The 23,772-nt window shown below is 74.7% G+C and carries 22 protein-coding genes; 13 read left to right on the top strand and 9 right to left on the bottom strand.

Annotation, left to right across the window (positions count from 1 at the left end):
• Positions 1-64 precede the first annotated feature (64 nt).
• Entirely contained in the window at positions 65-1,783 is a 1,719-nt protein-coding gene (locus tag BMX74_RS29730; protein ID WP_256257336.1) for a gamma-glutamyltransferase family protein, read from the top strand.
• Between the two features lie 106 nt (positions 1,784-1,889).
• Here the strand turns inward: BMX74_RS29730 and BMX74_RS29725 are convergent, their stop codons facing one another.
• On the bottom strand, positions 1,890-2,843 hold the full coding sequence (locus tag BMX74_RS29725; protein ID WP_091103989.1) for a WD40 repeat domain-containing protein: 954 nt from the start codon (positions 2,841-2,843) through the stop codon (positions 1,890-1,892).
• A 120-nt stretch (positions 2,844-2,963) separates the two neighbouring features.
• A complete protein-coding gene (locus tag BMX74_RS44405; protein WP_176573507.1) occupies positions 2,964-3,137 on the bottom strand; it encodes a hypothetical protein in 174 nt (57 codons plus the stop codon).
• A 106-nt stretch (positions 3,138-3,243) separates the two neighbouring features.
• Between BMX74_RS44405 and BMX74_RS29720 the strand changes: the two genes are divergently transcribed.
• Positions 3,244-4,023, top strand: a complete 780-nt coding sequence (locus tag BMX74_RS29720) for an SURF1 family protein (RefSeq protein WP_055506748.1) — start codon at positions 3,244-3,246, stop codon at positions 4,021-4,023.
• Positions 4,024-4,025: 2 nt separating this feature from the next.
• The gene (locus BMX74_RS29715) at positions 4,026-4,334 is read left to right on the top strand and encodes a DUF3817 domain-containing protein (RefSeq protein WP_091103987.1); all 309 of its coding nucleotides are present in this window, start codon (positions 4,026-4,028) and stop codon (positions 4,332-4,334) included.
• 54 nt (positions 4,335-4,388) lie between these two features.
• Here BMX74_RS29715 and BMX74_RS29710 read toward each other — a convergent pair whose 3' ends face one another.
• The 4 genes from BMX74_RS29710 to BMX74_RS29695 form a co-directional block, all read right to left on the bottom strand.
• Entirely contained in the window at positions 4,389-4,583 is a 195-nt protein-coding gene (locus BMX74_RS29710; protein WP_055506749.1) for a hypothetical protein, read from the bottom strand.
• A gap of 104 nt (positions 4,584-4,687) precedes the next feature.
• A complete protein-coding gene (locus tag BMX74_RS29705) occupies positions 4,688-6,235 on the bottom strand; it encodes a glycosyltransferase family 39 protein (protein ID WP_091103986.1) in 1,548 nt (515 codons plus the stop codon).
• Positions 6,232-7,299 (bottom strand): protein kinase domain-containing protein, encoded by a 1,068-nt coding sequence (locus BMX74_RS29700; RefSeq protein WP_177227568.1) that lies wholly within the window; start codon positions 7,297-7,299, stop codon positions 6,232-6,234. Before BMX74_RS29700 ends, BMX74_RS29705 begins: the two co-directional genes overlap by 4 nt.
• Before the next feature lie 19 nt (positions 7,300-7,318).
• A complete protein-coding gene (locus BMX74_RS29695; protein WP_218154098.1) occupies positions 7,319-8,164 on the bottom strand; it encodes an arylamine N-acetyltransferase family protein in 846 nt (281 codons plus the stop codon).
• Between the two features lie 73 nt (positions 8,165-8,237).
• Between BMX74_RS29695 and BMX74_RS29690 the strand changes: the two genes are divergently transcribed.
• The 6 genes from BMX74_RS29690 to BMX74_RS29665 all read left to right on the top strand — a co-directional run bounded on the left by BMX74_RS29690 (position 8,238) and on the right by BMX74_RS29665 (position 16,556).
• Complete coding sequence (locus BMX74_RS29690; RefSeq protein ID WP_256257335.1) at positions 8,238-8,921, top strand: response regulator transcription factor; 684 nt, start codon at positions 8,238-8,240, stop codon at positions 8,919-8,921.
• On the top strand, positions 8,918-12,157 hold the full coding sequence (locus BMX74_RS46365; RefSeq protein WP_091103982.1) for a DUF4153 domain-containing protein: 3,240 nt from the start codon (positions 8,918-8,920) through the stop codon (positions 12,155-12,157). The genes BMX74_RS29690 and BMX74_RS46365 overlap by 4 nt, the downstream gene beginning before the upstream one ends.
• A gap of 11 nt (positions 12,158-12,168) precedes the next feature.
• On the top strand, positions 12,169-13,695 hold the full coding sequence (locus tag BMX74_RS29680) for an N-acyl-D-amino-acid deacylase family protein (protein WP_256257334.1): 1,527 nt from the start codon (positions 12,169-12,171) through the stop codon (positions 13,693-13,695).
• Between the two features lie 149 nt (positions 13,696-13,844).
• Positions 13,845-14,921, top strand: coding sequence for an alanine racemase (locus BMX74_RS29675; protein ID WP_236715019.1), 1,077 nt, complete (start codon positions 13,845-13,847; stop codon positions 14,919-14,921).
• A 35-nt stretch (positions 14,922-14,956) separates the two neighbouring features.
• Positions 14,957-15,337, top strand: a complete 381-nt coding sequence (locus tag BMX74_RS29670; protein ID WP_055506755.1) for a RidA family protein — start codon at positions 14,957-14,959, stop codon at positions 15,335-15,337.
• 22 nt (positions 15,338-15,359) lie between these two features.
• Positions 15,360-16,556, top strand: a complete 1,197-nt coding sequence (locus BMX74_RS29665; RefSeq protein ID WP_091103980.1) for a hypothetical protein — start codon at positions 15,360-15,362, stop codon at positions 16,554-16,556.
• Between the two features lie 36 nt (positions 16,557-16,592).
• Here the strand turns inward: BMX74_RS29665 and BMX74_RS29660 are convergent, their stop codons facing one another.
• Both BMX74_RS29660 and BMX74_RS29655 read right to left on the bottom strand, forming a co-directional pair.
• Positions 16,593-17,153: a TetR/AcrR family transcriptional regulator gene (locus BMX74_RS29660; protein ID WP_091104093.1), complete on the bottom strand. Its 561-nt coding sequence runs from the start codon at positions 17,151-17,153 to the stop codon at positions 16,593-16,595.
• A gap of 5 nt (positions 17,154-17,158) precedes the next feature.
• Positions 17,159-17,773, bottom strand: coding sequence for a LysE family translocator (locus BMX74_RS29655; protein WP_091103979.1), 615 nt, complete (start codon positions 17,771-17,773; stop codon positions 17,159-17,161).
• A 100-nt stretch (positions 17,774-17,873) separates the two neighbouring features.
• On the opposite strand from BMX74_RS29655, the gene BMX74_RS46360 reads away from it, so the two are divergent.
• The 4 genes from BMX74_RS46360 to BMX74_RS29635 all read left to right on the top strand — a co-directional run bounded on the left by BMX74_RS46360 (position 17,874) and on the right by BMX74_RS29635 (position 23,431).
• The gene (locus BMX74_RS46360) at positions 17,874-20,633 is read left to right on the top strand and encodes a LuxR family transcriptional regulator (RefSeq protein WP_091103977.1); all 2,760 of its coding nucleotides are present in this window, start codon (positions 17,874-17,876) and stop codon (positions 20,631-20,633) included.
• A 94-nt stretch (positions 20,634-20,727) separates the two neighbouring features.
• Positions 20,728-21,924, top strand: coding sequence for a cytochrome P450 (locus BMX74_RS29645; RefSeq protein ID WP_091103975.1), 1,197 nt, complete (start codon positions 20,728-20,730; stop codon positions 21,922-21,924).
• A gap of 115 nt (positions 21,925-22,039) precedes the next feature.
• Positions 22,040-22,462, top strand: coding sequence for a CBS domain-containing protein (locus BMX74_RS29640; protein WP_091103973.1), 423 nt, complete (start codon positions 22,040-22,042; stop codon positions 22,460-22,462).
• 162 nt (positions 22,463-22,624) lie between these two features.
• The gene (locus BMX74_RS29635; RefSeq protein ID WP_055506762.1) at positions 22,625-23,431 is read left to right on the top strand and encodes a slipin family protein; all 807 of its coding nucleotides are present in this window, start codon (positions 22,625-22,627) and stop codon (positions 23,429-23,431) included.
• 10 nt (positions 23,432-23,441) lie between these two features.
• On the opposite strand, the gene BMX74_RS29630 is transcribed toward BMX74_RS29635, so the two are convergent.
• Positions 23,442-23,772: integrase core domain-containing protein (locus BMX74_RS29630; protein WP_143078808.1), on the bottom strand; the 331-nt coding region annotated here is incomplete at its 5' end.

Here is a 23,772-nt window from a genome sequence, read left to right as displayed (position 1 = left end):
CCGGGGTGGCAGGGGGCCCTACCACAACGGGCGTACCTCGTTCATCGTGGATTACATGCGCCGAATGGTCGTTACCGTAGCAACTGTCCTCATTTCGCTCGTCTCAGCGCCGCCGGCGCTGGCCGGGCCCGAGACGAAGACGCCCGTCGCCGAGGGGTACGGCGGCGCCGTCGCCACCGTTGACCTCGACGCGAGCAAGGCCGCCATCGCGGTCCTGAGGAAGGGTGGCAACGCCGTGGACGCCGCCGTCGCGGCCGGGGCGGTGCTCGGCGTGACCGAGCCGTACTCGGCGGGCCTGGCCGGCGGCGGCTTCATGGTCTACTACGACGCCGACCGGCAGAAGGTGTACACCATCGACGGCAGGGAGACCGCGCCGCGGGCGATGAACGAGACGTCCCTGCAGGGCATCCCGTTCGACGAGGCGGTGACCAGCGGGCTGTCGGCCGGCGTGCCGGGCACGGTGGCGACCTGGGACACCGCCCTGCGCAGGTTCGGCACCATCTCGCTCAGGAAGGCGCTCCAGCCCGCGATCGAGGTGGCGTCCAAGGGCTTCGTGGTGGACCAGACCTTCCACGACCAGACCGCCCAGAACGCCGACAGGTTCAAGGACTTCACCTCCACCGCGAAGCTGTACCTGCCCGGCGGCCAGCCGCCGGCCGTCGGCTCGGTGTTCAGGAACCCCGAGCTGGCCGCGACGTACAGGGAGCTCGGCAGGCGCGGCCCCGCTTGGCTGTACGGCGGGCAGCTCGGCAAGGAGATCGTGGCCACGGTCAAGCAGCCGCCGGTGACCCAGGGCAGCACCCGCAACGTCAGGCCCGGCCTGATGGAGCTGCCCGACCTCGCGGCGTACCGGGCGCTGCTGCGCGAGCCGACGCACGTCGGCTACAAGGACATGGAGGTGTATGGGATGGCGCCGCCGTCCTCGGGCGGCTCCACCGTGGGCGAGGCGCTCAACATCCTCCAGGCCCTGCCGCGGGTGGGGCTGCACGAGTACCTGGAGGCGTCCAGGCTGGCCTTCGCCGACCGCGGCAAGTACGTCGGCGACGTGCCCGGCGTGCCGCTGCGTGAGCTGCTGTCCGACGGCTTCGCCAAGGAGCGGGCCTGCCTGATCGGCGACAGGGCGATGCCGAGCCCCGCCGCTCCCGGCAGCCCCGACGGCTCGTACGAGCCGTGCCCCAGCCCGGCCGGCGCGTCCACGCCGATCGCCGACGAGGGGCCGGAGACCACCCACCTGGTGGTGGCCGACCGCTGGGGCGACGTCGTCGCCTACAACCTCACGATCGAGTCCACCGGCGGCAACGGCATCGTGGTGCCGGGCCGCGGCGTGCTGCTCAACAACGAGCTGACCGACTTCACGTTCGGCCCCGCGCCCGGCGACCCGAACCTGCCCGGCCCCGGCAAGCGGCCCCGCTCGTCCATGGCGCCGACGCTGGTGCTGAAGGGCGGCGAGCCCGTGCTCGCGGTCGGCTCGCCCGGCGGCTCCACGATCATCACGACCGTGCTCCAGATCCTGGTCAACCGCTACGAGTTCGGCATGACCCTGCCGGAGGCGCTGGCCGCGCCCCGCGCCACCCAGCGCAACACCGCACAGACGCAGGCCGAGCAGGCGTTCATCGACAAGTACGGCGCCGAGCTGCAGGCACGCGGCCACGGCTTCGCGCTGAACCCCGAGATCGGCGCGGCCACCGGCCTGGAGTTCCTCGGACGTGGGAAGGTGCAGGCCGTGGCCGAGCCGACCAGGCGCGGCGGCGGCAGCGCGCTGGTGGTGCGGCCGGGCGGGTGACGGCCGGCTGAGCTCGTGGCCGGCGGGCTTCACCCTGCGCCCGGTGCTCCGGGGTGAGGCCCGCCGTGGCGGGCGCCCGATCGGGCGCCCGATCGGGTGTCCGGGCTCAGCCGCAGGCCTCGAAGCCCCACGCCTTCGGCCGCACGGTGTAGCGGTCGCGCACCGTGAACCTGCTGGTGGCCAGGTCCAGGAGCAGGATGCTCATCCGGGTCGGCTCCCGCATGACGTCGTCCTCGACGTGCAGGGTGAGCTGCCCGTTCGCGGTCCAGTCGAGCATCTCCACCATCTGGTAGCTCTGGTGACGCGGCATCCACACCCAGACGCGGACGTTCTCCTTCCCGGTGGCCAGGTCCCACAGCACCACCCGCCGCTGCTTGTCGTGGCCCTTCATGAACGCCACCGTGCGTCCGTCGGCGTTCAGCGCGTACGGGCCGTCCTCGGGGACGGCGGAGTGGGCCAGGAGGGCGCCCGCGCGGGTGAAGGAGTACAGGTGGCGTTCGCCCTTGGCGGCGAGGACCTCGCCGCCGTCGCCGCTGAACCCCACGAAGTGGTGGCCGCGCGGCAGGGTGCCGACCAGCCTGGCGGAGGCGACGTCGTAGACGCGGTCGGGGGCGTCCGCCATGACGACGGCCAGGCTCGCGCCGTCCAGCGACAGCCTGAGGTCCGAGACGCGCCGGGCGGGCCCGGTGTCCGCGGGCATCGTGAAGAGCCCGCCGCGCAGGTCGCGCACGACCACCCGGCCGTCGCGGGCCCGCACGTACGCCACGCGCGTCCCGTCGCCGCTGACGCCGATGGGCGCGCCCCTGTCCTTGACCGGCTTGCCGTGCTTCGACAGCGGGTGCGTGCGCGCGTCGGGCAGCCTCAGCGCCGAGCCGTCACGCATGCTGACGGTCCACTGGCCGCAGGGGTCGCCGCAGTCGTCGAGCGAGACGTACCGTGCGGCGTGGACGTGGCTGGGAGTACGGGCCGCCGCGGCGGAGGCGGCGCCGGTGAAGGCGCCCGGCAAGGCGAGGGATGCGGTGACGGCGAGAGCGGCCAGGCGGGCCGGAGCGTTACGCATACCGGCTTGGACGGGACCGAGCACGCGTTTGTTCGGGAACGCCGAAAACCCGCCACGGCGTCGCGGCGGGTGGAGCGTCCCGTGCCGGAGCCCTGCGGGGTCGCGGGCCGGCGCGGGAGGTCAGCGCAGAAGGAGGAAGGCGGCGACGCCGATGACGGCGACCACGACGACGACCGCGACGATCGGCAGCAGCGGCGACTTCTTGGGGGCGGCGGCGGCCTCGTCCTCCGAGCGCTGCGCGAACGCGCGGAACGCCTGGGTGTTGCCCGCCGGGTCGATGTGCTGATCAGACATGGCCAGCAGCCTAGCGCGCCCGCCTGGTTGATTTGCCCTTTTTCTTGCCAGCGGGTATCGCCGGGTTGATGGCGGGACCGCCCGCCGGGGCGGATAGCTTGTAAGCATGCTGAGGACCCTGCTCTCGCCCCGCGTCATGGGGCTGCACGTGCTGACCATCGGGGTCCTCGTCGCGTTCATCCTGCTCGGCCGCTGGCAGCTCGGGGTGTTCGAGGACTCCGGCAAGCCGAGGAGCGCGTCCGACCCCGCCCCCGTGAACGTCACGGCCCTCGCCCAGGTGGGCGGCCAGCCGGCGGGCGACGTGGTCGGCCGCAGGGTCGCCGCCGACGGCGAGTACGACGCCGCCCGCCAGATCCTCGTCGCCGACCGGCGCCCCGACGTGTCCGCGCCCGGCGGCAACGTCTCGCGCGACCGCGGCTACTGGGTGCTCACGCCGCTCAGGCTCGACGACGGCACGCTCGTGCCCGTCGTGCGGGGCTGGGTGGCCACGGCCGGCGACCCCGGCACCGCCGTGCCGCCCGGCAGGGTCGCGGTGAGCGGCAGGATCCGTCCCCAGCAGGGCACCGACAGCGTGCAGCGGCGCCCGGAGGGGCTTCCCCAGGGGCAGGTGCAGACGGTCTCCACCGGCGAGCTGGTGAACCTGTGGAGCGGCCAGAAGGTGCGCGGCGGCTTCGTGGTGGCCGAGCCGCCGTCGGGCTCGCTCACCCAGGTCAAGGTCGAGCCGCCGGTCGTCGGTGGCACCCTGACCTGGCGTAACCTGGCTTATGCGGCCAACTGGTGGATCTTCGCGGGATTCGCCGTGTTCATGTGGTTCCACTTCGTACGGGATGCCGTGCGGGCGGATCGGGACCGCGAGAGGTCCCCCGAGATGGTTCTGGAAGGTTAACGGTGGAATCGGCTCTCAAGCCCTTCCGGGTGCTCGCCTACGTGGTCGGCGTCATGCTGCTCGTGCTGTGCCTGGCCATGGTGCTGCGGTACGGCTTCGACGCGGAGGGGATGTCGAAGGTCGTCGCCCCGATCCACGGCGGCCTCTACATGATCTACCTGGTCGCGGTGATGAACCTGGGCATGAAGGCGCGCTGGTCGTGGCCGTACATGCTGGGCGTCATGCTCGGCGGCACCGTGCCGTTCCTGTCGTTCTACGTGGAGCGCATGGTCACCACGAGGGTGGAGACCGCGACGGCGGCGGCCTCCTGACCCCGGGCCCGTGCGGCGGGGGCGCACCGGCTCGCCGGTGGCCCCCTTCGGCGTTCAGCGGCCGATGCCGCGCCTGCGGGCCCTCTTGAGCCGCTCGCGCTGCGACGGGTCGAGCATCAGGTAACCCACCACGGGGGCCGCGACCACGCCGAGGACGACCAGCAGGGTGATCAGGCCGGTACCGAAGATCATCAGCGAGAGCAGGACGGCGGCGCCGGCGCCGATGGCGTACTTCTGGACTGGCGACATGCTCAACTTCCTCCGAACGCGGAGCGCGCGCCCCGCCTCTCCCACATTCTGCGTCGCCCGTCCAACGAATGGACGCGCCACGCGGTTCCATCTCGCGATGTATCTCAATTCGCCGTGCCGCGGGCGCGGGTGTAGAGGGTGAGGCGGATCGAACCGAACGCCCGCTCCGGCCCCGCCGCCAGCGTCTCGCGCAGCACCCGGTAGCGCTCGTCGGAGGCGTACCGCGTGCCGATCCTGGGCGACACCAGCCACACCCGGTCCACGCCCGCGAGGGCCGCGCGCAGGTCCGCGGCCGTCCTCGGCTCCGCCGTGCCCCAGTCCGCGCCCGGCGGGGCCGCGCCCCCGCCGGAGGCGGGAGCCGGCGTGAGGTCCGCCAGGCGCCGGTACGGCTCCCCGTACACCGCCACGAACAGCCGGAACCGCCGCGGCACGAACAGCACCGCGTCGCCCGGCCGCTGCTCTGCCGCCAGGGTGGCCGCGAGCCCCCGCAGGTCGTCAGGACGGCTGCCCGGCTCTCTGAGCGCCGTCTGCGCGGGCACGACCAGCAGGGCGAACGCCAGCGACCCCGCCGCGGCCGTCGCCACGCCCGCCCTGAACGGCAGGCGGGCCAGCCCGACCCCGGCGAGCAGCGCCACCGCGGGCACCGCGAACAGGACGTAACGTGGGTGGTAGATCGGCTGCGCCTGCGAGAGCGCCATCGACAGCGCGGGCGGCAGCACCGCCCACGGCACCACGGGCAGGGCGTACCGCGCCCCCCACGCGGCCAGGCCGAACAGCGCGACCGCCGCGGCCGTCCCGCCCGCCACCTCCACGGGGAACGCCGCCACGTCCGCCCAGCCCGGCGGGCGCAGCCAGAACACCTGCGTGTCGCGCTGCCCGGCCGCCACCAGCACGAGCGGCGCCAGCGCCACGGCCGCGCCCGCCAGGGCCGCCACCACCCAGAGCCCTGCGGCCGGCCGTCGCGGCGGGAGCGGCCGCGCACCGGCCGGATGGGCCGAGACCAGGTGGGCCCTGACCAGGTGGGCCGTGACCAGGTGGGCGGGGACCAGCAGCAGGGCGTACAGGTGCAGCCAGCCGAGCAGCGCCACGCTCGCCCCGTACGCCGCGCACCGGCCCGCCGACGGCCGGTCGCACAGCCGCAGCAGCAGCCACACCGACAGCACGGCCACGGCGCTCACCAGGGCGTACGAGCGAGCCTCCTGCGCGTACCTGACGGCGACGGGCGTCAGCGCGTAGACCAGGCCCGCGCAGCCGCCCGCGAGCGGCCCGGCCAGCCTCCGGCCGAGCGCCGCCACCCCGGCCGCCGCGGCGGCGAAGGCCAGCACGGACGGCAGCCGCAGCGCCACCTCGGGCGCCGGCCCTCCCACGGCCGCGAACGGCCGCAGCAGCAGGTAGTACAGGGCGTGGACGGCGTCCAGGTCCGACAGGAGGTCGCGCAGCCGCGCGAGCGGCATGAGAGCGGCCAGGCCGCTCACCGACTCGTCCCGCCACAGCGACGGCGAGGAGAGGCCCCAGAGCCCGAGCGCGGCGGCCACCGCCGCGGGCACCCAGGTGACCGCCCACGCGGGCCACGCGGCGGCGGCGCGGGGGCCGGGCGCCGCGGTCGCCGCCGTCGGCTCAGCGGAAGGGGCGGCGCCCCGCCCCCGCGTCATCGGCGCACGCCCGCGACCGCCCGCAGGTCACGGCGCAGCTCGTCCACGGACGGACGGTCCGCCGGGTTGCCGGACAGGAGGCGGAACAGCACGCGTGCCAGCGTACCGGCCCTGGCCAGCAGCGCCCCCGGAGCGGGCGGCCGGCCTTCCACGGCCGTGAACAGCGTCGCGCCGAGCGACCACAGGTCCGCCTCGCGGCTCTGCGCCCCCTCCGGCGCGGTGTAGTCCGGCAGGGTGCCCGACCGCAGCGGCGCCACCAGCCTCGCCCGGCCCTCGCCGTCGACGAACACGCTCCCCGGCTGCACCGCGCCGTGGACGCCGCCCAGCGACTGGAGCTGGGCGAGGACGTCCAGCCCGATCCCCGCCACCTCGGCGGGCGGCAGCGGGCCGAGCGCCGCCACGAGGCGGTCCAGCGGCTGGTCGAGCGCGAGCCGTTGCAGCGTGTCCGCCACCACCTCGACCGACGGCGACCCCGACGGATGCAGCATGGCCCTGACCAGCGACCTGAGCGGGTCGGCGCCCTCCGCCGGCACCTGGCCGGGCGGCCTGCCCTCCACCGCGAAGTGCAGCGTCGCCGCCAGCGACCACAGGTCGGACGAGGGCCGCACGCTGAGGCTCGGCACCCCGAACCCGGCGAGCACCGCCCTGCCCGTCCACGTCAGCAGCACCTTCCCCGGATCGAGCCGGCCGTGGACGACGCCCGCCGCGTGCGCCGCCCGCAGCGCCGCCAGCACGCACACGCCCATGCGCGCCGCCTGCGCCACGGGCAGCGGACCACGGGACCGTACGGCCTGCTCCAGCGACGTTCCCCGGACGAACTCCGCGATCACCCACGGCCGCCCGGCCTCCAGCGGCACGTCCAGCACCCGCGCGATCGACGCGTGCCGCACCAGGGCGGCCATGCGGGCCTCGCGCGTCGCCGAGTCGATCAGCTCGGGCGGGACGCGCAGCTGCCTGACCACGACGTCGCGCCGCTCCAGCTCGTCGAGTCCCCGCCGCACGGAACCGGCGCCGAGGGGTTCGAGCAGCCGGTACCGCCCCGCGATCGTCCTGCCGTCAGGCATGTCCGGGTACACCATCGGATCAGGAGGCCGTCCACGCCTCGTGGGCGTCGCGCAGCCTGCGCCAGAGCCTGTCCTTCTCCGCGTCGGCCACGTCGTCCAGCGTCAGCCCGAACACGTCGCCGAGGGCCGCGTAGTAGTCACGGGCGGAGTCCAGCGTGACCGAGTGCGCGCCGGCCCCCTGCCGCGTCAGGACGAGCCCGCGCAGGACGTCCACGCCTGACGCGTCCCTGCGCAGCACCGCCGCCACCCGGACGAACCCCGAGTCCGGCGAGGTGGACAGGTGCCGGTGCATGTCCTCGAACTCCGCCATCTCCGCAGGTTCGGGGGCGAAGTCCATGCCCTCGAACGAACCCGCCGGGTCGTGGTCGAACCTCCACCCGCCCGGCGCCACCTCCGACGGCCGCAGCCCGTACGTGAAAGGCCCTTGCCGGTACGAGCCCGCGACCAGCGGCAGCGGCTCGTGCGGCCCGTCGCCCAGCCCGAGGTCCACCAGCCACGCGCCGCCCGGGTTGCCGGGGGCCGGCAGGCCGCGCGCCGTCAGCGCCAGGTGGTTGCGGGTGATGCCCGGCTCCGCGCCCCGGCTCTGCACGCCGCCCGCGTGGCGCGTGACGTCGTAGCCGAGCCGGGCGAGCAGCGTCGAGAACGCGCCGTTCAGGTGGTAGCAGTAGCCGCCCCTGCCGCCGGTGATCCGCGCCGCCGACTCCGCGGGGTCGATCCCCGTGGGACGTTCCAACCAGATGTCGAGCGCCTCGTACGGCACCCTCTCGACGTGCGCGGTGTGCAGCGCCCGCAGGCCCTCCCAGGTCGGAGGGGCGTCGAGCAGGTCGGGACGGCCGAGGCGGCGCAGGTATCCGGCGATGTTCACGGCGCCCAGTCTGCACCGGATATGCACACATTTGGGAGTGCTGTCTGCACAGCACCCTTCTAGGCTTCCCTCCGTGGCAGAGCAGCGGCGCGTCCTCGTGGTGGAGGACGACCAGACGATCGCGCTGGCCGTGCGGAACAGGCTGGCCGCCGAGGGGTTCGACGTCAGGACGGCAGGGGACGGCCACGCCGCCCTCGCCGAGTACGGGAGGTCCGACCCCGACCTCGTGATCCTCGACCGGCTCCTGCCCGGACTCGACGGCCTGGAGGTGTGCCGCAGGATGCAGGCCGCCAGGCCCGTGCCGGTGCTCATGCTGACCGCGCTCGGCGAGGAGACCGACGTGCTCGTCGGCCTCGGCGTCGGAGCCGACGACTACCTGGCCAAGCCGTTCAGCATGCGCGAGCTCGTCGCGAGGATCCACGCGCTGCTGCGCAGGGTCGAACGGGCCTCCCAGCTCGCCGCCGAGGACACCATCGTCAGGGTCGGCGACGTCGAGATCGACACCGCCGCCCGCAGGGTGTTCGTGCGCGGCGCGGAGGCGCAGCTCACCAGGACCGAGTTCGACCTGCTGCGGCGGCTCGCCGAGCGGCCCGGACAGGTCTTCGAGCGCGACAGGCTGCTGTCGGACGTGTGGGGCTTCTCCGAGGCCGCCGCCACCAGGACCGTGGACAGCCACGTGCGGGCCCTGCGCCGCAAGCTCGGCCCCGACGTCGTCAGGACCGTCCACGGCGTCGGGTACGCCCTGGTGCGCCGATGAGGCCGCTCGACTTCCTCGGGCGCATCAAGGTCAAGCTCGGCATCGTCATCGTCCTCGCCGTCGGCACCGCCTTCGTCGTCAACGAGGTCGGGCTCAACTCGGGGCTGTCGCGTGACGTCCGCATCGCCGTCGCCATGGTGCTCGCGCTGATCATGGTGCAGGTGCTGGCCAAGGGCATGACCAAGCCGCTGCGCCAGCTGGCCCGCGCCGCCCAGACCATCGCCAAGGGACAGTACGCGCTGCGCGTCACCGCCACGTCCCGGGACGAGGTGGGCGAGCTGGCCCGCGCGTTCAACGCCATGGCCGCCGACCTCGGCGAGGTCGACAGGCAGCGGCGCGAGCTCGTCGCCAACGTGAGCCACGAGCTGCGCACCCCCATCACCGGGCTGCGCGCCGTCCTCGAGAACGTCGTGGACGGCGTCTCCGCCCCCGACCCCGTCACCATGCGCACCGCCCTCGCGCAGACCGAGCGGCTCGGCCGCCTCGTCGCCCAGCTCCTCGACCTGTCGCGGCTCGACTCCGGCGTACGGCTCATCGAGCCCGAGCCCGTCGAGCTGGCCCCGCTCGTCGAACAGGCCGTGCGCGAGGCGTCGCTCGCCCGCGAGGACGTCGCCATCACCGGCGCGGCCCCCGCCGGGCTCGGCGTGCGCGCCGACCCCGACCTGCTCGCCCAGGTCCTGGCCAACCTGCTCGACAACGCCGTACGCCACAGCCCGCCCGGCGGGCTCGTGACCGTGACCTGCGCCGGCGACGGCAACAGGGTGCGGCTCACCGTGGCCGACCAGGGCCCCGGCATCCCGGTGCCGGCCAGGGCCCGCGTGTTCGAACGCTTCTCCCGCCTCGACTCCGGCCGCGCCGCCGACGGCGGGGGAGCGGGGCTGGGGCTGGCCATCGTGAAGGAGATCGCCGAACTCCACGGGGGCACCGTCCACATCGCCGACCGTCCCGGCTGCCACATGGTCGCCACCCTCCCAGGGAGAACGCACATGGGACCCACCGAAGCCGCGACCGCCGGGGACGATCCCGGGGACGCCATGACCGGGGACACCGCCGTCACCGGCGCGGACGTCCCGGAGCCAGCCGCCGCGCGGGCGGCCTCCCAGGACACCCGCCCCTCCACGACCGGCGCCCCGGCCCCGGCCGGCGCGCCCACGGCGGGCGCCGCCGCGGCGAGCCCGCCGGCGGGTGTCCTCATCCAGTACGGGGCGGCGGCGCCCGCCGTGCGGAGCCCTGGAGCGGGCGCGCCGGGCGACGGAGGTGACGGGGCTCGCAGGCGGATGGCGAGGATGATCGGCGGCGGGGCGCTCGGCGTGCTGGCCGGGCTGGTCCTCGGGATGTTCGTCGCCCTCCTGGTGACCATGATGCTGGGCGTCGCCGCGGGGTTCGTCGCGCTCGTCGTCTGCGTCGGGGTGACGGGGTCGATCGGGGCCGCCCTGGGCGACGCCTCGGCCCGCGCCGCCGCCCCGGCCCCGCCCGGCGCCGGGCAGTACGGCCCGCCCGGCCCCGGGCAGTACGGGCCGACCGGCCCCGGGCAGTACGGCCCGCCCGGCCCCGGGCAGTACGGCCCGCCCGGCCCTGGTGGGGCGGCTCCTCCGCCGCCTGGGCCGACGGCCGAGCCGCACGGGCCGGCGTCCTTCAGGGGAGGAGGGACGGCCCCCCAGGCGGGCGCGCCGCGCGATGCGGGGGCGGCTTCCCTGGGAGGGGCGGGGGACCGTCAGGGCAGCCCTCCGGTTCCTGCCGGTGGGGTCCTCGGGGGGCCGCCCGGCTATGTGCCGCCGCCGCTGTTCCCCAGGCCCGACGTCCCCGACGCGCCGCGCTGGCTGCTGCCCGCCGCCGCCGGAGCCGGGGTCTGCGCGGCGGTCGCGCTGCCCGGCGCGGGGCCGGGGCTGGGCGTGGTGCTGGCGGCGCTGGTGCCGGGCCTGGCGGCGCTGCCGGCGATCCTGCCCAGGATGACGCCCTGGGCGGCGGCGTTCGGGCTGACCGGGTACGGCCTGATCGCGATGGCGGCGGTGCGCGACGCCGGCTGGCTGGTGTCGATCCTGCTCCTGGCGGGGGCCGCGCTGGTCGCCCTCGCCGTGTCCGGCGCGGGACGCGGCTGGATCGGCGTCATCAGGGGCGTCGTGTCGGTGCTGCTGGCGCTGGGCCCGGTGGCGTGGTTCCTCGCGGGCCCCGTGAAGGGGCTGACGGCCAGGCGCCGGATCATGCCGACCCTGGCCGGGCTCGGCATCGCGGCGGTGCTGCTGCTGGTGTTCGGGGTGCTGTTCGCCTCGGCCGACCCGGTGTTCGCCTCGTACGCGGAGCGGCTGACGACGGCCCCCGAGTGGCTGGAGTCCGCGCCGCTGCGGGCCTTCCTGTTCGTGGTGTTCGCGGTGCTGCTGGCGGCGGTCGTGCTGGTGGCGCTCAGGCCGGTGGCGGACCCGCCCGGCCCCGAGGCGAAGTTCAGCGTGGGCAGGAGCGTCTGGCTGGTGCCGCTGACCGCGGTGAACCTGCTGTTCGCCGCGTTCGTCGTGGTGCAGGTCACGGCGCTGTTCGGCGGCGACGACCGGGTGCTGAGGACGGTGGGCCTGACCTACGCCGCGTACGCGCGGCAGGGCTTCTTCCAGCTCGTGGCGGTCAGCGTGGTGGTGCTGGGCATCGTCGCGGTCGCGGCCGGGCTGCTCAGGACCGAGCGCGGCGAGCGCCGGCTGCTCGCGGGGCAGCTCGGGGTGCTGTGCTCGCTGACCATGGTGGTGCTGGCGTCGGCGCTGCACCGCATGCACCTGTACATCGACGCGTACGGGTTGTCGCGGCTGCGGCTGTCGGTGGAGGCGGCCGTCTGGTGGCTGGGCGCGGTGTTCGCGCTGGTGCTCGTGGCGGGCGCGCTCCGGCTGGCCGGACGCGGGTCGGGCTGGCTCCCGCGCGCGGTGGTGCTGGTGACGGCGCTGGGGCTGGGCGCGTTCGCGCTGGTGAACCCGGACCTGCGGGTGGCGCGGACGCAGGTGGAGGTACGGGGCGTCACCCGCATCGACGCCGACTACCTGGGCGACCTGGGCGCGGAGGCCGTGCCGGCGCTGGACCGGCTGCCCGAGCCGCAGCGCAGCTGCGTCCTGGCCGACCTGGTGGCGGCCCGGGGGCTGGACCGTCCTGACCCGTGGAACGGCTGGAACCTGGCCCGCGCCCAGGCCAGGGAACTGCTGGCGCGGCGGCCCGTGACCGCGCGGTCGTGCGGATCGGCGACGGGGCGCGGCTCTGATTGAATCCTGGGGTGATGTTCGACGTAGTCATCAGCGGCGGACGGGTCCTCGACGGCACGGGCGCGCCCCCGTTCCGCGCGGACGTGGCGGTGAGGGGCGACAGGATCGCGGCCGTCGGCCGCCTGGGCGAGGCGCGGGCGGCGACCGTGATCGACGCGTCGGGACGCCTGGTCGCGCCCGGTTTCGTCGACTGCCACGCCCACGGCGACGCGGTCGTGTTCGACCCGGAGGTGCAGCGGGCGGCGCTCCGCCAGGGGGTGACGACGTTCGTCCTGGGCCAGGACGGCCTGTCGTTCGCGCCGGGCTCGGCGGCGACGGTCGCGTACGCGTCGCGCTACTTCGCGGCGGTGAACGGCGCGCTCGGCGAAGGGCCGCTCACGGTGGGGGAGCTGCTCGCCCGCTACGACCGGGCGGTGGCGCTCAACACGGCCTACCTGATCCCGCACGGCACGGTCAGGTACGACGTCATGGGGCCGTCGCCCGACGCCGCGTCGCGAACCGAGCTGGCGGCGATGCTGCGGCACGTCGAGAGGGGCCTGTCGGAGGGCGCCGTCGGGCTGTCCACCGGCCTGGAGTACCTGCCGGGCCGCTACGCCACGGCCGAGGAGCTGGCCGCGCTGTGCGCGCCGCTCGGCGGGCTGCCGTACGTGACGCACATGCGTGCCTACGGCGCGGCGGCGGGGGCCGGCATGGCCGAGGTGATGGAGATCGCGGGGCGGTCCGGCGCGGCCGTGCACGTCTCGCACCTGCACGGGCCCGCCGACGTCCTGCTGCCGCTGGTGGAGGAGGCGCTCGCCAAGGACGTGGACCTGACCTTCGACACCTACCCGTACCTGCGGGGGAGCACGATCCTGGCGATGGTGGTGCTGCCGCCGTCGGTGCCGGGGGCGGAGCCCGACCGGGCGCTGGAGATGCTGGAGTCCGGCGGGCTGGACGGCTGGTGGCCGACGCTCGACGCCTTCTGGCCCCGTCTGACCGTCTCCCACGCGCCCGGCCTGGAGTGGGCCGAGGGCCTGACGATGGTGGCGGCGGCGGAGCGGGCCGGGGTGACGCCCGCCGAGTTCTGCCGGCGGCTGCTGGTGGAGACCCGGCTGGAGGCGGGGTGCGTGTCGGCCCGCCCGGACGAGGGGCCGGAGGGCGAGGAGTCGGTGCGCAGGGTGCTGCGCCACCCGGCGCACACCGGCGGCTCCGACGGCATCTACGTGGGCGGCCACCCGCATCCGCGGGGGTTCGGGGCGTTCGCCCGCTTCCTCGGCCGCCACGTCCGCGAGCTGGGCGACTGGACGTGGGAGCAGGCGGCCGTGCACCTGGCGGCGCACCCGGCGCGGCGGTTCGGCCTGGCGGACAGGGGGCTGCTGCGGGCGGGGTTCGGGGCCGACGTGGTGGTGTTCGACCCGGACACCGTGGCCGACGCCGCCACGTACGAGGCCCCGAGGACGCTCGCGACCGGCGTCGGCGACGTCCTCGTGTCGGGCGTGCCGGTGCTGGCGGCCGGCGAGCTGACCGGGGCCACCCCGGGTCGCGCCCTGCGCCCGAGCTGACCGGGGCCACCCCCGGCCGCGCCCCGCGCCCGAGCTGACGCCCCGCCGGGCCACGGGCGCCTCCTGACGCGACGCCCACCGCGCCGTCCGGCAAGATCCGCGGGCGGCCCTGGTGGGATATGGTCGGACGCGGACAAAAGGGGGGTGCCGTGCAGGAGATCCTCGGCCGGTCGGTCCTGGAGGGGGAGCTCGGCTTCCCCCTGATGGTCGTGCACCGGGAGGCGCTGGAGCACAACATCGCCACGATGGCGGCGTTCGCGCGCGACCACGGCATGGAACTGTCGCCGCACGTCAAGACGCATATGTCGGGCGAGATCGCGGCGATGCAGCTCGCCGCGGGCGCGTGGGGGCTCACCGTGGCCACCCCCCGGCAGGCGCAGGCGGCGCGCGGGTTCGGCGCGCGGCGCGTCCTCGTGGCCAACCAGGTCGTCGACCCGGCCGGGCTGGCGTGGGCGGCGGGCGAGCTGGAGCGCGACCCGGAGTTCGAGTTCCTGTGCTTCGCCGACTCCGAGGCGGGCCTGGACATCCTGTCCCGCCACGCGGGGGCCCGGCCGTTCCGCGTGCTCGTCGAGCTGGGCCACGCGGGAGGCCGCGCCGGCTGCAGGACGCTGGACGAGCTGCTGGACGTCGCCGCGCACGCGCAGCGCGCCCCCGGCGTGGAACTGGCCGGCGTCGCCGGGTACGAGGGCGGGCTGAAGACCGCGGAGGACGTCAAGGAGTACCTGGGGCTGCTGCAGGACGCCGTCGAGCACCTGCGGGTCAGGAGGCCGATCCTGTCGGTGGGCGGCAGCCAGTGGTTCGACGTCATCGGGCGCGAGCTGGTCGCCACGCAGGCCGTCATCGTGCTGCGCAGCGGCGCGTACGTCACGCACGACGACGGCTACTACCGCGAAAGGACGCCGTTCAACCGGATCGAGGGCGAGCTGCGACCGGCGCTGGAGGTGTGGGCGCACGTGCTGTCCACGCCGGAGCCCGGCCTCGCGATCGTCGGCATGGGCAAGCGCGACGCGCCGTACGACGAGGGGCTGCCGGTGGCGCGGCGCGGCGGCGTCACCGTGACGAGGATGCAGGACCAGCACACGATCGTGCAGGCCGAGGGGCTGAAGCCGGGCGACCTGCTGGCGTTCGGCATCTCCCACCCGTGCACGGCCTTCGACAAGTGGCGGCGCCTGCCGGTGGTCGATCGCGACTACCGGGTCGTCGGCGTCGTCACCACGAACTTCTAGGAACCCGCAACCATCCACACCTCCAGGGAGGCAGCGTGAAGAAGGAGCTCAGGACCACCGAGGGCGCGGCTCCGGTCGGCGCGTACTCGCAGGGCCTCGTCGTCGGCGACTTCGTCTACACCTCCGGCATGGGCCCGCTCGACCCCCGCACGGGGGAGGTCGTCGGCGACGACGTGGCCGCCCAGACCCACCAGGTGATGAAGAACCTCGGCGCGATCCTGGCCGCCCACGGCCTCGGCTACGACGACGTGGTGAAGGCGACGGTCCACCTCCAGCACCTCAAGCGCGACTTCAAGGCGTACAACGAGGTGTACAGGAGCTACTTCACCGAGCCGTACCCGGTGCGCACGACGGTCGGCTCGGAGCTGATGGACATCCTGGTGGAGATCGACTTCGTCGCCCACAAGAGCGCGTAGTCCTGGACTGTAGGGTCGGCTCGTGGACAGTTCGGTGTACGTCTTCGTCGAGGACCTGCGCGGCGAGGGCGTCGAGAGGGTGCTGGACCGGATCAGCGGGTACGGCGTGGCGGGCGTCACGGTCGGCGCCGTGCACCACGCCTCCCAGGACGTCACCCCGCACGGGCTGTCCCGGCTGACCCTGCGGCGCGACGGGGCGCACTTCGTCCCGCGGCCCGGCCTGTTCGACGGGCTGCGCCTGGCCCCGGTGCCCGGCCACCTCGACGCCTTCGACGGGCTGCGCGAGGCGTGCGCCAGGCGCGGGCTGAAGCTGCACGGCTGGACGGTGTTCCTGCGCAACGCCACGATCGGCGCCGAGCACCCCGACGTCACGGTGCGCGACTGCTTCGGCGACAGGGGGGCGCCCGCCGCGCTGTGCCCGGCGCACCCCGACGTGCGCGAGTACGCGGTGGCGCTGGCCAGGGCGGTGGCCGCGCTCGGCGTCGACAGCGTGGTGGCCGAGTCGCTGCACTTCCGCCCGCTGCGCGCGGAGCGGTCGTTCGTGCCGCTCGGGCCGATGGACGCGTACCTGTTCGGGCTCTGCTTCTGCGACTACTGCATGCGCCGCGCCACCGACCTGGGCGTGAACGCCGGCGTGGCGCGCGACGAGTGCGCGCGGATCCTGGGCCGCGTCCTGGAGGGCGACCCGCCGGCGCAGGGCGAGGTGACGCGGGCGGCGCTCACCGCGTACGCGGGGCCGGAGGTCGTGGCGTACGCGCGGGCCCGTTCGGAGACGGTGACGACGCTGGTGTCCGAGGTGGCGTCGGCGGTGGCCGACGAGGGGTCGAAGCTGGTGTTCGTCGACTCGACGGGCGCGGTGAAGGGCTACCGCGACGGGCTGCCCTCGCCGGGGCTGGCCGCGCACGACGCCTGGCAGCTCGGCGTCGATCTCGTGGCGCTGGGCGACCTGGTGCCGGCGTTCGGCGTGCTCGCGTACGCGCGCGACGCGGCCAGGGTGGCCGACGACGTGGGCGCGTACCTGCGGTCGGTGGGCAAGGACCGCGAGGTGCGGGCGGTGCTGCGTCCCGGGCATCCCGACAGCGACGCGCCGGACCGGCTGGTGGCGAAGGCGCGGGCGGCCAAGGCGGCCGGCGCGCTCGCCGTGGACTTCTACGCGTACGGGCTGGTGCCGCACCCGGTGCTCGACCGCATCCCGTCGGCGCTGTCGGAGGTGCTCTGACCCGTCAGGGCCCGCACCCGTCGAGCACGGCCCCGGTCACCGGCTGCCGGAAGCCGCGCCGACGCCGTCGAGCACGGCGGCGACGACCTCGGCCGCGAAGCCCTCCGGCACAGGCAGGCCCCTGAGCACCGCCCGCATCCAGAAGGCGCCCGCCAGGAGGTCGAGCAGCAGCATGGGATCGGCCGACGGCGGCAGCTCGCCGCGCCGCCGCGCCCGCTCGAAGATCTCCCGCTCGCGCGCGAACCTGTCGGCGAAGAAGCGCCGCCCGTCGAGCTCGGGATGGCGGACGGCGGCGGCGAGCGCGGCCACGGCGATGTCCGCCGACGGCGGCTCGGTGAGCAGCACCCGCAGCTGGTCGGCGAGGGCGACGAGGTCGCCGCGCAGGCTGCCGGTGTCGGGCGGCGTGAACGCGAGCAGGTCCGACTCGACGAGCGCGGCGCCGAGCAGCGCGGCCTTGGACGGCCACCAGCGGTAGATGGTGGTCTTGTTGACGCCGGAGCGCTCGGCGACCCCTTCGACGGTGAGCCCGTCGTAGCCTCTCTCCGCGACCAGCCGCAGCGTCGCGTCGAAGATCTCCCGCTGCTTCCTCGGCGCCATGCAGGTCATTGTCTCCCGGCGAACGCGGTGGCCACGCCGAGCCCGAGGTAGACGACGCCGCCCGCCCGCCGCAGCGTCCGCGCGCGGCGGCCGAGCCGGGCGCCGAGCGTGCCGGCCGTGAGGGCGTAGACGACGTCGGAGAGCAGGCCGAGGGCCAGCAGCGTGACGCCGAGCACGGCGACCTGGAGCGCGGGGGAGCCGGCGCCCGGGTCGAGGAACTGCGGCAGCAGCGCGAGGAAGAACAGCGCCACCTTCGGGTTCAGCACGTTGACGAGCACGCCTTCGAGGAAGACCTTGGGCAGTGGCTGCGGGGCGGGCCCGCCCGCGGCCTCGTCCTTGGAGGTGAACGCGCGGACGCCGAGGTAGACGAGGTAGGCCACGCCCGCCCACTTGACGACGGCGAACAGGGCCGCCGAGGTCGAGATCACGTACGACAGGCCGGCGGAGGCGGCCGCGATGTGCACGAGGGTGCCGGTCTCCACGCCGAGCGCGCTCGCCAGGCCCGCCGCCCTGCCCTGGGCGAGGCCCCTGGCCGCGATGTACAGGTGGTTGGGGCCGGGCACGAGCACCAGGGCGAGCGAGGCGGTGACGAAGAGCAGGAAGGTCGAAGGCGAGATCACGGCGCCAGGGTAGGCGGGGTTTGGTCCTGCGCTCCAGGCCAATGATGGCCCGCATGGATGGGCCAATCGGGGTGTCGGGCCCGCGTGGCATAGTGGCTGCGTGAACGGTCTTCTCGTCGGGCGCTCAGCCGAACTCGCCAGGCTCGCGCGAGTGCTGCAGTCCGCCGCCGAAGGCACAGCGGGGGTGGCGCTCGTCGGCGGCGACGCGGGCATCGGCAAGACGAGGCTGGTCTCCGAGCTGGTCGCCGAGGCCAGGGGCCGGGGCTTCCACGTCATGGTCGGCCAGTGCGCCGAGCTGGGCGACGCCCTGCCGTACCTGCCGCTGGCCGACGCGCTGCGCGGCGCCGACCCGGCGGTGTGCGCGGCGGCGTCGGGCCGCCCGCTGCTGGGCCAGCTCCTGCCCGGCACCGAGAGCGCGCCGTCCACGGGCCTGACCCAGCAGCGGCTGTTCGGCTCGCTGCTGGGGCTGCTGGCAGAGGTGCAGCCGGTGCTGTTCGTGATCGAGGACCTTCACTGGGCCGATCGCTCCACGCGCGACCTGCTGGTGTTCCTCAGCCGCATGGTGCAGTCCGAGCAGGTGTGCGTGGTGGGCACGTACCGCACCGACGACCTGCACAGGCGCCACCCGCTCCGCTCGGTGCTGGCCGAGCTGAAGCGGCTGCCCACGGTGACGGGCGTCGAGCTGGGGCCGCTCGGCACGGGCGAGATGTCCGATTACGTCGCCTCGCTGGGCGAGGTCGGCGCGCGGGAGCTCGGGCTCATCGTCTCCCGCGCCGACGGCAACCCGTTCTACGCCGAGGAGCTGTTCGCGGCCCTGGCCGAGGGCGACACCCTGCCCGACGGCCTGGCCAGCCTGCTGCTGTCACGCGTCGAGGTGCTGTCGGAGGCCGGTCAGCGGGTGCTGCGCGCCGCCGCCGTGGCGGGCCGCCGGGTCGAGGACGAACTGCTGCGCGAGGTGTCCGGCCTGCCGCTGCCCGAGTTCGAGGAGGCCGTGCGCGAGATCGTCTCGCGCGGCCTGCTCAAGGTCGACGGCTACGGCTACGCCTTCCGCCACGCCCTCCTGCAGGAGGCCGTCTACACCGACCTGCTGCCCGGCGAGCGCACCCGGCTGCACGCCGCCTTCGCCGCCCTGCTCACGTCCCCCGCCGAGCTCGCCCACCACCACCTCGCCGGCCACGACCTCGCCGGAGCGCTGGCCGCCTCCGTCCAGGCGGGGCGTGAGGCCGAGCGGGTCGGCGCGCCCGCCGAGGCGCACAGCCACTACGACCGCGCGCTCGGGCTGTGGGACCGCGTCGCGGACGCCGCCGAGCTGGCCGGGGCGAGCCGCGCCGCGCTGGCCTTCCGCAGCGCCGTCACGGCCGCCGCCAGCGGCGACAACCATCGGGCGATCACGCAGCTCAAGGCGCTGCCGCCGACGTCCGAGGTGAGCGAGCGGCTCGCCTACTACCTGTTCGAGACCGACGACGACTACGAGAGCGCGGTGGCCGCCGCACGCCGGGCCGTCGAGAGCGCCGCCGACGAGCGGTCGCTGGCCCGCGCGCTCGCGACGCAGGCCCGCGCCCTCACCCACGGGCCCCGGGGCGACGAGCTGGAGGCGCTCGCCGTCCGCGCCCTGGAGGCCGCCCGCGCGTCGGGCGCCCGCGACGCGGAGGTGGGCGCCATGCTCACGCTCGCCACCTACCTGGAGCAGCGGCGCGGCGACGTCGCCCGCGCCCGCGAACTGGCCGAGGCGGCCTCCGCCACGCCCACCGGCGACCTGGCGATGGACCTTCGCGCCCGCTTCCACCACGCCCGCATCCACTACGAGCAGGGGCTGCTGGACAAGGCCGCCGAGGTGGCCGACGAAGGCGTCGCCATGGCGCTGGAGACCGGGCTGAAGTGGAGCACGTACGGCACCGACCTGCGGTTCCTGCGCTTCCTCATCCACTACGCGGCGGGCGAGTGGGACCACGCCGAGGCGGTCGCCGCGAGCTTCCCCGCCAGGCCGGGCACGGCGTCCGAGGCCGTCCTGTCGTCGTTCGCGCTGTTCATCGAGGTGGGCCGCGGCCTGCCCGGCGTGGAGAGGCGCCTCGGGTGGCTGCGCCCGTTCTGGTCCGAGGAGCTCGTCCTGTACATGTCGCGCGGCATGGCGGCCGAGCACGCCCTGTGGCACGGCGACCCGGCGGCGGCGCTGGAGCACGTCCACGCGGTGCTCGACCGGCTGGTGCCCGGCGACAACGGCGCGCTTCGCGTCGCCACCGTCGGGCTGTGGGCGCTGGCCGAACTGGGCACCGCCGAGGGCGCCGACGAGCTGCTCGCGCGGGCCCGCCACGTCCTGGAGCGCGGCCTGCACGGCGAGCCCATCCACCTGGGGCCCGAGGGTGTGGCGTGGGGGCTGCGGGCCGAGGCGGAGTGGCACCGCGTCCACGGCAGGCTCGACGTCGAGCTGTGGCGGCGGGTGGTGGCGGCGTTCGACTTCGGCTTCGTGTACGAGGCGGCCCGCTGCCGCTGGCGGCTGGCCGAGGCGCTGCTCGCGGCGGGCGAGCGCGACGCGGCGCAGCACGAGTGGGAGTTGGCCAGGGAGACCGCGGGCAAGCTGCGGGCGGGGCCGTTCGAGGCGGCGCTGCTGGAGTTCGGCAGGCGGGCGAGGTTCGGCGGCGGCCGGCCCGACGGCGGCCGGCCCGGCGGCGGGCTGACCGCGCGCGAGGCCGAGGTGCTGCGGCTGGTCGCCGAGGGTCTCACCAACAGGGAGATCGCCGAGCGGCTGTTCATCGCCCAGAAGACGGTGAGCGTGCACGTCTCGAACATCCTGGCCAAGCTGGAGGTCTCCACCCGCACGCAGGCCGCGGCCGCCGCCCGGCAGCGCGGCCTGCTGACCTGACCTGACCGGCACGCCGCCGACCGTTCGCCGCATGGAGGTGGGGCGGGGGTGACTATAGGGGGAGAGGCCGTGCGGAACCGATCAAAGGGGTCACATGAGCGAGTCCTCGACGCTGCCGCTCTACATGCGGCGCACGGAGTTCGACCCGGCACCGGAGCTGGGGCAGGTACGTGAGGAATCAGGCGTCAGGCGCGTCAGCACCCCGTTCGGGGTGGACGCCTGGCTGGTCACCCGGTACGCGGACGTGCGCGCGGTGCTGGGCGACGCCGAACGCTTCTCGATCGCGCAGCGGGGCATCGGGCAACTCCCCGGCGCGCCGAGGCTGACCGAGGAGGAGGCGCGGAGGCTGCGCGCGGGCAACCTGCTCGGCGTAGACCCGCCGGAGCACACCCGGCTGCGCAGGATGCTCACGCCGGAGTTCACGATCAGGCGGATGCGCCGGCTGGAGCCGCGCATCACCCGCATCGTCGAGGACCACCTCGACGCGATGGAGCGGGACGGCTCGCCCGCCGACCTGGTGCGCTCGTTCGCGCTGCCGGTCCCGTCGCTGGTGATCTGCGAGCTGCTCGGCGTCCCGTACGAGGACCGCGAGGGGTTCCAGTACCGTACGGGCCGCATGCTGGACATGTCCGTCCCCATCGAGGAGCGGGTGGCGCTGCAGCTGGAGTCGCGGGCGTACATGGCGGACCTGGTGGCCCGCATCAAGGCCGACCCGGGCGAGGAACTGCTCGGCATGCTGGTGCGCGAGCACGGCGACGACCTGTCCACGGACGAGCTGGTCGGCATCGGCAGCCTGCTGCTGCTCGCCGGGCACGAGACGACGTCCAACATGCTGTCGCTGGGCACGCTCGCCCTGCTGCGCCACCCCGACCAGCTCGAGCTCCTGCGCAAGGAGCCCGACCGGGTCGACGCGGCGGTGGAGGAGCTGCTGCGCTGGCTCAGCATCGTCCACTCGGGCACGTTCAAGCTGACGAAGACGGACGTCGAGATCGACGGGCAGGCCATCGGCGCCGGCGAGCTGGTGGTGTGCGCGCTGCCCGCCGCGAACCGCGACCCGGCCTTCATCCCCGACCCTGACGCGCTGGACATCGCGCGGGGCGCGCCGGGCCATGTCGCGTTCGGTCACGGCGTGCACCACTGCCTCGGCGCGCCGCTGGCCAGGATGGAGATGCGCATCGCGTTCCCCGCGCTGCTGCGGCGGTTCCCGGGCCTGCACGCGGTCTCGCCGGAGGCGCACTTCCGCTCCTTCCACATCGTCTACGGCCTGACCTCGCTGGAGGTGGCCTGGTAGCGGGCGAGGGGCGAAAGCCCCTGCCGGGGTGACCTTCAGCCCTACTCCGTCCGCCGCGACCCGGCGACCATGGTGCCTGGCCGGTCGGGCCGTGGGACGGACGGAGGTGGGCGTGATGGCGCCGCAGGTGAAGGACGTGATGGGCCGCAGGGCGGTCGCGCTGGCGGAGGCCACACCCGTGGCACGGGTGGCGTGGGCGTTACGCGTGTACGCCGAGGCCGCCATGCCCGTGGTCGACGGCGAGGGCCGCGTCGTCGGCATCGTGTCCGAGGACGACGTCCTGGTCAGGGAGTGGGCGCGGGCGCCGCTGCCGGCGAAGGCGTCGGGCACGACCGCCGCGCAGATCATGACGCGGCCCGCCCTCACCGTGCGGATGGACACCACGGTGCGTGAGGCGGCCGAGCTGATGCACGAGCACGGCGTCAGGGTGATGCCGGTGGTGGAGCCGGCGTCGGGGCGGATGCTTGGCCTGCTGCGCCGGTCCGACCTGCTGCGGCTGGTCACCGAGCTGCGCGGGGAGGAGGTGCCCGCCGCCTGAGGCCGCCCCGGGGGCAGGCCTGGTGAGGGACCGCCTGGGCAGAGCCGAGGAGGCAGGGCCGAAGGTCGGCCGGATCGGGGACCAACGTCGCTCGACGAGCGGCGTTGGTCCCTGACCGTCCCCGGCCGGGCGGGGAAGGGTGGGGGTGATGGAGAGGAGGCGATGACCGTGCCCAACCTCGGTATCGCCATCGTCCGCCAGTACGAGCGCGGCGTCGTGTTCAGGCTCGGCGAGGTGCGCGGCGTGCGCGAGCCGGGCCTGCGGCTGATGATCCCGCTGGTCGACAGGATGCGGAAGGTGAGCCTGCGCACCGTCACCATGCCGGTGCCGTCGCAGCAGGTCATCACGCGGGACAACGTGTCGATCGGCGTGGCCGCCGTGGCGTACTTCCGCCGGGTGGACCCGGTGAAGTCGATCGTGGAGATCGAGGACGTCGACTCCGCGGTGAACCAGATCGCGCAGACGACCGTGCGCAACGTCGTGGGCCGCTCGCTGCTGGACCAGGTGCTCACGGACACCCAGACGCTCAACGAGTCGATCAAGGACATCCTCGACCGCATCACGCAGCAGTGGGGCGTGTTCGTCCACCTGGTGGAGTTGAAGGACATCGAGCTGCCGCAGACGATGCAGCGCGCCATGGCCAGGCAGGCCGAGGCCGAGCGGGAGAAGCGCGCGAAGATCATCGCGGCGGAGGGCGAGGCGCTGTCGGCCGGGCGGCTGGCGGAGGCGGCGGACGTCATCGCGGAGCACCCGATCGCGCTGCAACTGCGCAACCTCCAGGTGCTCGGCGAGATCGCCGTGGAGCGCAACTCGACGATCGTCTTCCCCGCCCAGTTCCTGACCGGGGTCGAGGAGCTCGTCCACTTCGTGGAGCGGCAGCGCGAGGGCGCGGCGGGACTGCAGCCGCTCGCCAGGCCCACAGCGGTCCGCACGAGCACGGGCGAACCAGCCGTGCCCCGCCCGCGCTAGCTGTACTTGGTCATGAACTTGGTGTCAGTCGGCTGATGGGTGGCCGGCCGCCGAGGGCTGAGTGTGGTCTCGCGGTGTTGTAGTGCTTCAGCCAGGGGCCGAGGGCCTGGGTGCGGTGCTGGTTGCTGGTGTAGGGCCGGTGGTAGGCCCATTCGGTGGCCAGGGTGCGGTTGAAGCGTTCGGCCTTGCCGTTGGTCCACGGGCAGTGTGGGCGGGTGAACTTCTGGCGGGCTCCCAGTTCGGCGCAGGCTTGCTGGAAGGCGTGGCTGATGCGGTAGTTCTTGGCGTTGTCGGTCAGGACCCGGTGGATGCGGGTGATGCCGTGGGTGGCGAAGAAGGCG

This window comes from Nonomuraea pusilla, from assembly GCF_900109355.1.
Taxonomy (GTDB): domain Bacteria; phylum Actinomycetota; class Actinomycetes; order Streptosporangiales; family Streptosporangiaceae; genus Nonomuraea; species Nonomuraea pusilla.
The sequence above is the reverse complement of the archived record's forward strand: the minus strand, read 5'-3'. Positions and strand labels throughout refer to the sequence as shown.

Coding starts and splice junctions, on each gene's coding strand:
- BMX74_RS29730 (WP_256257336.1), top strand. CDS start 65: ATGGTCGTTACCGTAGCAACTGTCCTCATTTCGCTCGTCTCAGCGCCG.
- BMX74_RS29725 (WP_091103989.1), bottom strand. CDS start 2,843: ATGCGTAACGCTCCGGCCCGCCTGGCCGCTCTCGCCGTCACCGCATCC.
- BMX74_RS44405 (WP_176573507.1), bottom strand. CDS start 3,137: ATGTCTGATCAGCACATCGACCCGGCGGGCAACACCCAGGCGTTCCGC.
- BMX74_RS29720 (WP_055506748.1), top strand. CDS start 3,244: ATGCTGAGGACCCTGCTCTCGCCCCGCGTCATGGGGCTGCACGTGCTG.
- BMX74_RS29710 (WP_055506749.1), bottom strand. CDS start 4,583: ATGTCGCCAGTCCAGAAGTACGCCATCGGCGCCGGCGCCGCCGTCCTG.
- BMX74_RS29705 (WP_091103986.1), bottom strand. CDS start 6,235: ATGACGCGGGGGCGGGGCGCCGCCCCTTCCGCTGAGCCGACGGCGGCG.
- BMX74_RS29700 (WP_177227568.1), bottom strand. CDS start 7,299: ATGCCTGACGGCAGGACGATCGCGGGGCGGTACCGGCTGCTCGAACCC.
- BMX74_RS46365 (WP_091103982.1), top strand. CDS start 8,918: ATGAGGCCGCTCGACTTCCTCGGGCGCATCAAGGTCAAGCTCGGCATC.
- BMX74_RS29680 (WP_256257334.1), top strand. CDS start 12,169: ATGTTCGACGTAGTCATCAGCGGCGGACGGGTCCTCGACGGCACGGGC.
- BMX74_RS29660 (WP_091104093.1), bottom strand. CDS start 17,153: ATGGCGCCGAGGAAGCAGCGGGAGATCTTCGACGCGACGCTGCGGCTG.
- BMX74_RS29645 (WP_091103975.1), top strand. CDS start 20,728: ATGAGCGAGTCCTCGACGCTGCCGCTCTACATGCGGCGCACGGAGTTC.
- BMX74_RS29640 (WP_091103973.1), top strand. CDS start 22,040: ATGGCGCCGCAGGTGAAGGACGTGATGGGCCGCAGGGCGGTCGCGCTG.
- BMX74_RS29635 (WP_055506762.1), top strand. CDS start 22,625: ATGACCGTGCCCAACCTCGGTATCGCCATCGTCCGCCAGTACGAGCGC.